Origin of the sequence: Coxiella endosymbiont of Ornithodoros amblus (assembly GCF_019425495.1) — a bacterium.
Lineage (GTDB): Bacteria > Pseudomonadota > Gammaproteobacteria > Coxiellales > Coxiellaceae > Coxiella.
This window is the reverse complement of the sequence record NZ_VFIV01000039.1, coordinates 1-11,916: the sequence shown is the minus strand read 5'-3', so window position 1 is coordinate 11,916 and position 11,916 is coordinate 1. Positions and strand designations below refer to the sequence as shown.

The window sequence follows — 11,916 nt, the reverse complement described above, 5'->3', positions numbered from 1 at the left end:
CTAACCCACTGATGTCTTTCATCAAGAACCCCTTATCCTTCAATAACATCAGGAATTCTACTGAATACTCAGCAGCTTTTCTGACCATTTCATCAACTTAACTGCTTTTGTTATGTATAGAGGAAATTTTAATTTACAGTATATTTATTCAATTTAAATTAACAATTAATTTGTAGAATGAAACTTCAATTTTATCTCTCATTCTGAAAAAAACTGAAAACTAACAGAGAATATCGATGGATTACAGCACTGAAAAAAGAATATTGCATGAAGCAGAGACGCTGTAATATATATTACCATTATCAAAGTAGGAACGAAGGACTTAACCCTTTTTAGTATCAATGATGAATTAAGACAATTGGAATCACTTTAGCTTGGTGCTCTGAACGAGTTTCCCGGTAACCGGATTTCGCTTTCTCATTTTAAATCTGTAATAGCCCGTTTCCAGGGAGAAATCGAAAACTACGATCTTTTAATGAGTTATTTCAATACTTATAAAACTTGAAGAGACTCAAAACGCTAAACAGCAACCTGTATAATATAATCTATTGATTGAAAAGCTTATTCCTTATTCACCGTTAATGACAGCAATTTTTTTAAATCGAGATTTGCTTTCATCTGAAGACTATGCTTTCGTGGAATTGCTAGAGGAAATAGTCAGCTTCCACACCAGACCGCGCTTTTAGAATTACAACAGGTATTTATTATTGAAGCAATTACCGTAAGTTTTATTTCGGCATACGTTTCTACTGTCTATTTTAAAACACCAAAAAATTGGTCAGAATACCTTCTTAAATATTTTCAAATGAAACACGGCTGTCGTTAGCGGCTTTGGCTTAAAAGCATTTTAAATACCTTTTTCTTAAAACCTAAATTTTCCGCAGGCGTGAGAGTCTTAATCAACTTCATTAAAGATTGTTGCAGCCGAGAGGAGATGCTCGAAGAGTTGAGCAACCTTAATATCGTTCAAAGGCTAAACGCAAAACAGAAAAAACACTTTCGGCAAACATTTAAATCAAGATTAAAATTCATTACTGGCCCTTTTATCTCTCGGTTCAGCCCCTCCACTTGGATCCATTACCTATAATAAATACGAACAAAAGATTGGTGCTTTACGGGTGATACCAAATATTCTAGAGCAGTGGTTGCTTTTCTCATTAATATTATATCGAATCTATCGAATCACAAAGGCATCAAGGTTTTTTACCCTTCTTAACTCGCTGCTTTTCCAAAAGGCTAGCACGAATGAAGAAATCATCAATAATATTAAGTCTATCGTTAAATCAAATATTAAATCAGTATTTGACACCATTCCTTAATCAAGCTATTTCTTTAAACAAATACGCTCGTCGAAATTGATAACGCGCTCAACGACAATAATGGCTTAAAATTAATATTTATGGCGATGCAGTTAGCGCTGACACTCCTTACGATATCGCCTATACATGAAAATATAAGAAACAAAATTAGTTACTTATAGCCATTAACGATAACGCTCGCCTTAGCAGGTTATTATTCGAACACTATAAGAAAGTCTCGAGGATTTGACTAATAATCTCTCCCCTGCGTTGTTCTTCACCCTTTACATTACTCTACGCCTATATTATCTCTGATCTTCTCGTAAAAATATAATAGTCTATTTATTAGAAAATCACGATCTGCGAACCTCGGTACGTTCTGTAGGGAATAGCTGGAACGAGAGGATCAGCCTCATTGGATTTCTTGTAGAAAATTTTAATCTACTTAAAATTTTATCAGTGCCTACTCTATACTATACCTAGACTATACCTAGCCATGGTGAGCCCAGCCACTTGCTTATTTTTAAAGGTTAAGTACGTAGGGGAAAAATTATCTCAGGCCTTTTACTGGTATTGGCCCACCGTCATTAATAATGTGTTAGTCAACAGTTTTTAGTGTTTTTCTGGTCGTTTGGCGTGTTTTGACAAATGCGTTTCGAATTTTCTCCATTCTGAAATTACTCTCGAAAGACACTGTAAAGTAGGAAGAATTCATGAAGAGAACCTGAACCTTATTGACAAAATCCCTCCCCCATACCTTGTCTTAAGAGTATTCATTTCTCTGATTAAAAGTTTGGGTGAAAAAGGCCCTAAAAAGAATAGGCTATTTTTACTCATTTTTTCTTAAATGGACGCATCCATGAGGCACTGGGAGAAATTGAAGTAGAGAATTCCTCCAACTCAAGTCCCAAAAATTCGATATTGGCTCCCATGAACGATGGTTTCATGAATGGTGAATGCAAGAGAGAAGACTTCGAAGCAAATAAAATCTCCGCTTCGACCCTGGCACAAGGCCTAGTGAAAACTCTCTCTAGCAATGTCCCACAGAGGCCGGTCCAAAGATTCCTTATTGCCGTTATCCCTGGAGAGTGAGAACTACGAAACTTTTTCGGCCTTCCAAAAACTAGATGATTTAAAAACGATAGTGGGCCCACCAGGACTTGAACCTGGGACCTGTCGATTATGAGTCGATCGCTCTAACCAACTGAGCTATGGGCCCATTGACGCTTTAAGTGCGTTATTTCTAACATTTACTGTTTCTGACGGCAAGGTTTATGGAGGTCATTAAAACTGATAATTAATGCTCGTTTCGATTAAATTTTGACTATCATTCCCGTCCGTCCAACCCAAATAGCGATAATTGACGTCCAAAGTAACTCGTGGACTGACTCTGCAGCTCACTCCCGCGATTCCCTGATAGGCAAATTTCATTATTATCAGGGCCTCGATTCATAAAGAACACCGTTTATTCGTTCGCCAAGGGTGTATCCAACCAACACCGACGCCAGCGAAAGGTAGCAATGGTGCATTAAATTGAATCGTAATAGCTGCCGTTGGCCATCAACGTCGTAATATGAAGCTTTGCGTGGCTATTCACTTCCAAGCTATTGCTGTAATAGCTCAATCAAGGCTCCTTCAATACGCACATTACCCATCCGATAACCCACCTTGGCATATCCGGCACGGGGCCTGCATCCCTGATGGTAAAGCCAACACCGCCGTGAACCCTAACGTAAGGGCCAGAATTAAGAAAAAGAGATATCAACGGTACTACCTACCCCCGCTCGCGTAAATTTGAGGAATGGCTAAACTGACTAAAATTAACGTGATGAGGCGTTTCATATTTTTTCTCTCTGATTACTGACGTAAAATGATACGTTATCTACTCCTCCCCTGAAAAGGGAACGATAGTAATTTTAACTGTTCTCTGTCCCCCTTGGAGGGGGTAGGGGGGTGAGGGTTTTACAAGCTTTTCTTAAACTAAATCAAGATATTTTTCTGAAAAACTACTAAAGATCTTGTATTATAAAATATACAAGGAAGTAGAATGGCTGATCAATTATTAAATAATTGTCTCACTGTGGGGTGGCGCGAATGGATCGCTTTACCCGACCTTGGTATTAATCAAATCAAGACTAAAGTCGATACCGGTGCCCGAACCTCTGTATTACATGCCTTTTCCATTGAATCATTTAAAACAAATAATATCCAACGTGTCCGTTTCAAAATACACCCCATTCAAAAGGACAAAAATACAGTGATTACCTGTGAAGCGGATATCTATGATCAGCGCTTCGTCAGAGACTCCGGGGGGCATAAAGAATTGCGTTATGTTATTAAAACAGGCATTATTTTAGGCAACAAACGCTGGTCTATTGAAATCACATTAACTAATCGCGATAGCATGGGCTTTCGAATGTTATTAGGACGCACGGCTATGCAAGATCTAATCGTTAACCCCAATCGATCGTTTATCATTCATAATGAGGATATTTCTAAGTGAAAATTGCTATTTTATCAACTAAGCAAGAATTATCTTCTACGCAGCGCTTAAAAGAAGCTGCATTGACGCGCGGCCATAAAGTCAAAATCATTAACACTCTTCGTTGTTATATGAGCTTAAGTCAAGAAAAACCCACTATCCATTACATGGGGAAAGAGTTAGCTCGTTACGACGCTGTGATCCCGCGAATTGGCGCTTCTATTACTTTTTACGGCACAGCCGTCGTTCGCCAGTTTGAAATGATGGGAACCTTTTGTCTCAACTCTTCGATGTCCATCACCCGCTCCCGGGATAAATTTCGATCGCTGCAGTTTTTATCTCGCAAAGGAATTGACTTACCTATCACAGGCTTTGCTCATTCACCGGACGATATCGAAGATTTAATTCAAATGGTAGGCGGCACGCCGTTAATTATCAAACTGATTGAAGGAACACAAGGCATCGGTGTGGTCCTGGCGGAAACTAAAAAAGCCGCAGAAAGTGTGATCCAGGCCTTTCTAGGGTTAAAAGTAAATATCCTTATTCAAGAATTTATTGGAGAAACGCAAGGTCGCGACATTCGTTGTTTTATGATTGGCAACAAAGTTGTCGCCACCATGCAGCGAGAAGCGCGACCCGGCGATTTCCGCTCCAATGTGCATCGCGGAGGTAGCACTAAATTAATTAAAATAACGCCCCAAGAACGCGAAATTTCAATTAACGCGGTGAAAGCACTCGGCTTAAATGTCGCTGGCGTGGATTTATTGCGTTCAAAACGTGGTCCTTTAGTGCTAGAAGTAAACTCTTCGCCCGGGCTTGAGGGGATTGAAAACATTACGAAGAAAGACATTGCAGGAATGATAATCGAATTTATAGAAAAAAATGCAAAACCAATTAAGGCTTATAGCTCCTACCAAGGTTAGCTATGAAAAAAGGATTTTAAAAATTTGTGCACACACTATCCAACCTGGAGAACATCTTAGTATTCGCCTTCCCACTGCCAAATTCTTTACCTATACGCCCGTCGATATTCCGGTTCACATTTTTTAATAGTAAAAAAACTGGGGCTAATATTATTTGTCTACGCTGGTATTCACGGCGATGAAATTTCGAGGGTTGAGATAGTTCGCCATCTGCTGAAGTTAAATGCCATTAAAAATTTATCAAAGGGCACTTTAATTGCAGCACCTATTGTCAATATCTACGGTTTTATCTACCAATCTCAGTATTTGCCGGATCGGCGCGACCTTAACCGTAATTTCCCTGGTTTACGGAAAGGATCTTTAGCCTCCCGATTGGCAAAATTATTTATTGACAAAATTGTCAGCCATTGTACCCATGGTATTGATTTACATTCCGCTGCTGTTCATCGTCCTAACTTACCTCAAATTCGCACAAACTTAACCCAGCCTGAAACTGAAAAGTTGGCACGGGTGTTCGGTGCCCCTGTTATTTTGGATTCTAATTTACGTGATGGTTCTTTGTGCTAAGCTGCCAATGAAATGAATATTCCGCTGTTAATTTATGAAGCTGGCGAAGCACTTTGTTTTGATGAGGCCTCATTCAGTTGGGCGTGCGCGGTATATTGCGAGTAATGTGTGAGCTTGGAATGCTTTATAGATCTCCAAAATCTAAAAAATATTGCAGCCCCTTGTGGCGTGTTTGAGCGTTTGGGTCCGAGAACCGCGAAGTGGCATCATGCGTTCAATTAAACCACTCGATAAAAAGATAGAAAAAGGCGATCTTTATTGGAATTATCGCTGATCCGTTTGGAAGCTAGGAATTTGATATTTTATCGTCGCAAACTGAAATTATTATCGGTTACACGACAATACCGTTAATCAACGAGGCCAAGCGCTGTTTCACATTGCGTGCTTTAAAAAGGCGAATCGCCCATTAATCATTTACAACAATGCTCCGCGGAAGAAATCATTTATGATTGATAAATTTAAATAAATCATTAGTATTTTTAATTATTATTTTTTTCACCATTTGTTTAGCTCAATCGCACTTCAATTCGGAAGAAGCCCATAAAACCTTGGATGAAATCAGTCAACCTCCCAAAAGTTTAGCTCCGAAGAGCTCAATAAAACCCCCCATTCTAACACAGTTACAAGATCAGGTAAAGACTTGCGTAAAAATACGACTAACGAAATTGATAAAATTGATGAGCAGGCTAAAAAATAGCAAACATTAACGTAACGAACGATGGCCACCATAATATTTAGAAAAGAAAAAATGGATTAATTAAACGTCAATCAAGCTGTCAATTATTTTTATTACGTTCCACCGATACGATTTCAGCTTTCAGCTCTATCGCACACCAGCGAACGAAGCCCGCTCTGTTTAACCGGTAGCCTCATCCGTTAGCAAAGAATTCCGTCATCTCCCTAAAATTAGCACTGAGTTTGGCAGTTACGTATTTTATAAAAATACAGATATACAATCAATTGATGTTCTCTGACTGGCTTTCTTAGCTCCGATCGTCATCATCGCTATTGCTTATTGGCATCGGATTTCAGAGATGGCTGTAATCCTTTGTAAGAGAAAGCAAACAACTCACCTTTGACAACACACGATGCAAGCTTTTATTAGCACCTTATTCCCTTATAGCGTTTGGTTATTCCCCCTCTTAACGGTAACCCTTTATTTTACTATTTTCAATAGAGTTTTTAATCCTATAACGTTTATTAATTTAATCAGTTATGTCGCGTTCTCGCTTATGTGGTTCTTCTTATGCTTATTTGTCTTTTTTACCCGCCTGTGCCTATATCGTCTTTAATATAAAGTACCACCCAACTTAAGCCGGTCATTTACCCGCCGCCTAACCACTCTCGCCACACTTTATTATAATAGCGGGTCACATTGTCTATAGTCTGCTCCGTCAACAGCCGCTATCAGCAGATATTCTTCATTTACTACGAACGATCTACATCACCCTTGTTGCTATTAATCTAATCTTTATCATTTGGTTTATTAATAAAATTCTTCAGTTCAACGTCTATCCTTTATGGTGTTACTTTTAAGTCCCCTGTTGAGCGCAACATTGTTTGCCACTATTAGTGCGCTGAATGGGTTGGCTATCAGCACTTAGGATTATTTTTCCTTATTGGTATTTTTTAACGCTATTTATTAAGTATTAAGTTGTTGCGCGGCTTATTTTTAAAATTTTGAATTCGCTGATTGACTTTTTAGTCGAAGAAACACATCCGTCCCAAAAACGTCTTCATTATTACTTTGCTTTATCTCCGCATAAAGGCTTGTACGAATTAGAGGTTTCCATTGCATGATATTAAAATTTTATTGAATTTTTTCAAGGAGTTAGAATTTAGAAACTCGGTTTTTCCACCGCTCGGATCCTTATTGCTTTGATTATTTTTACTTTTCTCGCGTTAATGACCCGCTGGTTGCACACTTACTTTTACAGTCATCCTCAAGTCTACATCGATGAAAGTGCAAAAATGGCTTTTTTCTATATTTGGTTACCTTACTTTACTGTCTCTCTCTTATTTGCTCTCGTTGTAGCGGGCGCTCTTTCGGTGGGTATTGTTTTTGAGTTGCAAAATATTGTGGCGACTTTATATCAGAGTTAATTCTTTTAACGGAACGAGCGATTAAACCTGGTGATCGCATTATCGTAGGCAATACTGAAGATTTTATTAAAAAGTTTCGTATTTGCTTTACTCAAATTACCACGATGGAACGTTCTAATGTCATCATTCCTAATTCCGATTTAACGAGAGAGCGAGTAGTTAATTATATGTTCCGGGATCAGCTATGGCACTCTAAGAGTCGGTGTGGGCGGTTGCCTATGAAATCGAATCCAGTTGGTTGAAAAATTACTTTATACGGAACCTAGAGAACACCCACAAGTTATTCAAGAAGGCCTCAATGCACCATTGGTTTTATTTAAAGTATTTGGCGATAGCAGTCTTGCCTTTAATTTACTGTGTGTCATTCCCAACGTGAATTTAAAATACATTGTACAAAGCGATCCTACTTCACTGTTGAACGTAAGTTCCGTGAAAGTAATATCACCATTCCATTCCCACAGTAAGATGTACACATCAGATAAATTTTTAACAATTTCTTAAGGCAGTCCAGATTCTTTCAGCTTTTTCTTATTCTTAGGTGGCGTGTGGTGATAAGCTGTTTCCTTTTCACCATCAAATATAGATATCTTTTAGCACTATACAAAAAATTTATTAATCGATTCTGGAGAGCAACTGATGTTTTCTGATTTGCTGCCTGAGCCGCTAAAAAGACAAATTTGTGATTATTTAAGGGCGGACAATTTTCAAGCCGCGAAGGAAATTTATGATGCTTGGTTAGCTAACAAGCGTCAGGTTGAATCATCAATCAGAAACGTCGTTTTAATTTCTCACCCTACATTCTCTATCCATTACTCTGAGATTGCTAAACGTTAAAACCTTAAAGTCCATCATTCTCAGCTGTGCGGGATAACCAAGTTTAAAATGGAAATCGCTGCGACTTAAGGGTAACGAGATGATATGACCTGACTCAAACCATCCGCGCTACAGACGAACTCTCGTTTTCGGAAAATAACAAGTTTGTAGAATTTCATTAATCAGTGACTGCATAATACTGTGTTTTTCCGTGTCATCGATAAGGCGGCCTTCTTCTTTATAGTCTGCGTAACAATCCTCGAGCACTTTGGTGGAGCCGTCCCCGAGGGGAACATAATGGCTAAAATACGGCGAGTTTCTTTTGGGCCAATGCGTTTATAGAGTTGATTACGAATATTGACATCCTCGGCTGTTGTGTTCAGCGATCATAATTCGACAGGGCCTAATGTAGCGGTTAATAGCTGCGTTTCAAACCAGCTTTAGTGGCAAATTCGACCATAATTTCATCGAAATCATCCAAGGATTGTGATAATAACGCAACTTGACTTTCCATTTACGGCCTTACTTGAGAAATGATGGGTTATTCACGCACCGCGCTTGAAATCATCCGAGCAAAAGCATGATCAGCAGTTCTCCTGTTGGCGCGATAATCTTTCCGTACAAATCCTGAATAGCGGGTAAATAACAAATAGCTGCGACAGGATCGCTTCGTGAGTAAAGCCCGCCATAAATAGCGCATCGATCCATATCCGCAACGCCGTCGTATGTTTTTTAAAACCAATAGGTGTTGCCAATAAACTTAAAAAATTAACTAAAAAGGCGATTCCTGTGGAGTCGGATAGCGATACCCGAGCTGAGTGTCAAAAGGATTAATAGCGTAATCCGTTCGCATTCGTAACCGATGGCAAGCCACCAAATATTTTTTATCGGCGGGCAACGCATCTTTATAACAATAATAAAATTAATCCACGTGGTTTGTTGATGAGAGCCGGGTTGATAAGACCACAGTTTACCGTCGGAGAACGAAATAATAATGCACCGTGCGTCCACGGCGAGACGGGACTAAATAGCGGAAGCATATAGAGAACGTTAGAAAGAGGAGCGATAGAAGCGGGAGCAACACTGGTGCCCGAAATACCGATCATTGTTGAAAGACACCTTCGTAAGCATCCCCGAAATTTCGGACACGTCACAAGAACCCCACCCTTCAATCGCTTTCGCTAACATAGCCGCTCGCGTGCGCAAAAGGCGAATATCACCTTCCGGCGCTCAAGTAGCGGCCGAAACACGCAATTTCACGACGGCATCGTCCGTATTAAGATTGATGTAATTTAATAAATTTTAAGGAGTCGTGAATTAAACGATTCTGAGTGGAAGTTACGCTCAATACCGAAGAGAGAATTTTACAAATGCTCGTTCCCGCTAGGCCATCGCTTTTAAATAAAAAAGAAATTCGGTATGGAATTCACCTTTGCAGTGTTCGAGTAAAAGCCGGACAAAGGTTTGAATATCCTTTGGAAACAAATTAATAAACACCATCGCATAGATGCGATCACCCACCCAAGCTGTTCGCAAATCTAAATTTTCAGCGTCGCGGGGTAATATTTGACGGACGAGGGCCGGCCATAAAATATCAGAAACTTCCGAAGCGCCCACTTTTGGTTCTTTTATCGTTATTTTATCCCCTGGCAATAAAGGTCGCCATTCTTGATCGGTAAACTCTGGGTCCGCACTGCGACGCATAATATAAACGGCATCGTACACTTCCAATAGTTCCGTTACCAACCCCAATCCATTAAATTCATTCACTACTGAACGAACAAAAGAGTCGTGATTTTCTCGAAGGTCAGGAATAGCGGCAACTAGATTTTTGGTTAATTTAAATGGCGGTATTTTTTTTTAATCTGTTTTCGTTTTTCTTTCGTTGATCGTTTAATTTGTTCGTTAGTAGGGGATTTTAAACGGATCCATAAAACAATATAAATTTCTTTATGCGCACAATATTTTGTTAAATAATTCATTCTCTCCTTAAACAAATCACCTAACTGCAAGCTTAGCCATTTTGCCGTTTGTTCAGCAGGCTACAAAATTTCATTAATTTCACCACGCGCTTCGTCTTTATTATAGCCAAAATAAACTTGGATGACGTGTCCTGGTTGGGACATGACGGTTTGTAACGCATGCTGTAATCCGGTTTGAATTTTATCGAATTCTTCCCGGCCAATGAGGTCGGTAACGCCTTCTAAACGTAAAACGGAAATTAACTAACGAACGTCGTGAGCGACTAACACAGTCGAGCTATCAGCTATTTGTAATTCACAATAAGTGCTTGTGCTTTGTTTTTAAAGTATTACTTAGCCAGTCGAACAAACTATCAAACAGGCCTGTAAATGATTTAATCATTTTCATACGTTACCTAGAGTACTTTGCCTGTCATCCATTTTCGTTTAATGCGCTACGGGCTCGTGAATCCATGTCCTAGCTCAGTCTTGCGTATTGTAAACAGAGCCTAATTCCTCTAATCCATCCAACGCTACCGCCTCCACTTGAGCTGAAAAACGCGCGAGATCGGGAAGGAGTCGTAGTTTTGTTTCCAATGCGTCTTTGAACAAACTCATTTTTCCGTCTTTGTATCCACTAAAATCTGTCCCAGCAAAGCCGGATGGCTTAATCACTCCCCTAACTGTTGTTCGATAATTTGGGAACGCAATTTAAAACTGCGATAAATATTACGGGTTTCTGTTGCAGAATTACTTTCGTGGCAATGGAGGTAAATAACACATGGCATAAGGCATTTAATTTCCCTTGCGTCATTTCTGGAAGGTAAATTAAAGTTCCACCTCCCGATTCGCCACTGCTAACCGCATCTAAAAAGAAACACTGACTACAAAATCCACAAACTGTCACTAAATTTTTAAGGCAATTATTTACGATAATTCCCATCGAAGTTCACAATTTCCAGGTACCGTTTGGCACAAAAGCCGCAATATTGGCGAGTGTAATTTATCTCGCTCATGGACTTTAGCTTGAAAGGTAAGAAAGGCTGTATTTGTTAGCCTTTCTTACCATAAATAACCGCCAATTGCTGTCGCTAGCGGATAACTGAATGTTACGAAAGCCATTACGCAATCACAATTTACGACGAGCCAATAATACTGTGGATCCGGCTGCCGCCCACTTTAGCAATCTCAGCAGTTTTACCAAAAAATAGCTTGTTTCACTGTTAGCAACATCGTGGGGAACAACACTAATCCCGCGCCGATTAGCAACACCCCTTGACTGATTGGCACTTGGATAGGATTCAATTTGTGCTGGTGGAATTTAAAGAAAGAAGCCATAACAAAACCACACCCGCGATTAATGAGATATCACTAAGAACAGTAGCCAATTCTGCTACTGAAGTATCCACATTCTTCGCGATACTGATTAAAGAAACAGGGTTAATGGCGGCTGCCAGCGTCGTTCCAGCAAATAATACGCTGATAACTCCGGTTAACAACAAAGCAGGCCCAGTAGTATCCGAAATAAGCGTATCGTTTTCGTCTGCATGATGACTAATCTCCAGAAATAATAAAATTTTCTACGATCCACTACACCTTTCTCATCTTAAGGAAATGTTAAGATTTGATTAAAGGGGTGTGGATTCTCTATACATAACAAAAGCAGTTAAGTTGATGAAATGGTCAGAAAAGCTGCTGAGTATTCAGTAGAATTCCTGATGTTATTGAAGGATAAGGGGTTCTTGATGAAAGACATCAGTGGGTTAGTA

At 39.4% G+C, this 11,916-nt stretch carries 5 protein-coding genes, 1 tRNA gene and 6 pseudogenes; 7 read left to right on the top strand and 5 right to left on the bottom strand.

All coding sequences use genetic code 11. The annotated features are described in order from the left end of the window. Nucleotides 1-2,443: 2,443 nt before the first annotated feature. Both FIV31_RS05595 and FIV31_RS05590 read right to left on the bottom strand, forming a co-directional pair. Nucleotides 2,444-2,517, bottom strand: a tRNA-Ile gene (locus tag FIV31_RS05595). A 65-nt stretch (nucleotides 2,518-2,582) separates the two neighbouring features. Further along, a pseudogene (locus tag FIV31_RS05590) lies at nucleotides 2,583-3,140 on the bottom strand (outer membrane protein). A 205-nt stretch (nucleotides 3,141-3,345) separates the two neighbouring features. Here FIV31_RS05590 and FIV31_RS05585 point away from each other — a divergent pair. The 7 genes and pseudogenes from FIV31_RS05585 to FIV31_RS05560 all read left to right on the top strand — a co-directional run. Further along, the gene (locus tag FIV31_RS05585) at nucleotides 3,346-3,801 is read left to right on the top strand and encodes an ATP-dependent zinc protease family protein (protein WP_280124097.1); all 456 of its coding nucleotides are present in this window, start codon (nucleotides 3,346-3,348) and stop codon (nucleotides 3,799-3,801) included. After that, entirely contained in the window at nucleotides 3,798-4,703 is a 906-nt protein-coding gene (gene rimK / locus FIV31_RS05580; RefSeq protein WP_280124096.1) for a 30S ribosomal protein S6--L-glutamate ligase, read from the top strand. The genes FIV31_RS05585 and rimK overlap by 4 nt, the downstream gene beginning before the upstream one ends. Further along, nucleotides 4,663-5,723, top strand: a pseudogene (locus FIV31_RS05575) (succinylglutamate desuccinylase/aspartoacylase family protein). The gene rimK and the pseudogene FIV31_RS05575 overlap by 41 nt, the downstream one beginning before the upstream one ends. A gap of 1,425 nt (nucleotides 5,724-7,148) precedes the next feature. Then, nucleotides 7,149-7,373, top strand: coding sequence for a hypothetical protein (locus tag FIV31_RS05570; RefSeq protein WP_280124095.1), 225 nt, complete (start codon nucleotides 7,149-7,151; stop codon nucleotides 7,371-7,373). Further along, nucleotides 7,361-7,615 (top strand): mechanosensitive ion channel domain-containing protein, encoded by a 255-nt coding sequence (locus FIV31_RS05565; protein WP_341873973.1) that lies wholly within the window; start codon nucleotides 7,361-7,363, stop codon nucleotides 7,613-7,615. Before FIV31_RS05570 ends, FIV31_RS05565 begins: the two co-directional genes overlap by 13 nt. Then, nucleotides 7,608-7,874: a hypothetical protein gene (locus tag FIV31_RS08220; RefSeq protein WP_341873972.1), complete on the top strand. Its 267-nt coding sequence runs from the start codon at nucleotides 7,608-7,610 to the stop codon at nucleotides 7,872-7,874. The genes FIV31_RS05565 and FIV31_RS08220 overlap by 8 nt, the downstream gene beginning before the upstream one ends. A gap of 135 nt (nucleotides 7,875-8,009) precedes the next feature. Continuing rightward, nucleotides 8,010-8,117: pseudogene (locus tag FIV31_RS05560) on the top strand (hypothetical protein); the annotation flags it as partial. Between the two features lie 279 nt (nucleotides 8,118-8,396). Here FIV31_RS05560 and FIV31_RS05555 read toward each other — a convergent pair. From FIV31_RS05555 to FIV31_RS05545, 3 pseudogenes are all read right to left on the bottom strand, one after another. Further along, nucleotides 8,397-10,556: pseudogene (locus FIV31_RS05555) on the bottom strand (type IV secretion protein IcmB); the annotation flags it as partial. Between the two features lie 74 nt (nucleotides 10,557-10,630). Continuing rightward, nucleotides 10,631-11,216, bottom strand: a pseudogene (gene icmJ / locus FIV31_RS05550) (type IVB secretion system protein IcmJDotN). A 67-nt stretch (nucleotides 11,217-11,283) separates the two neighbouring features. Further along, nucleotides 11,284-11,696 (bottom strand): annotated as a pseudogene (locus FIV31_RS05545) (type IV secretion protein IcmD). Between the last annotated feature and the right edge of the window lie 220 nt (nucleotides 11,697-11,916).

Bases quoted from the DNA above. Each gene is read 5' to 3' on its own strand.
- FIV31_RS05585 (WP_280124097.1), top strand. From the start codon at position 3,346: ATGGCTGATCAATTATTAAATAATTGTCTCACTGTGGGGTGGCGCGAA.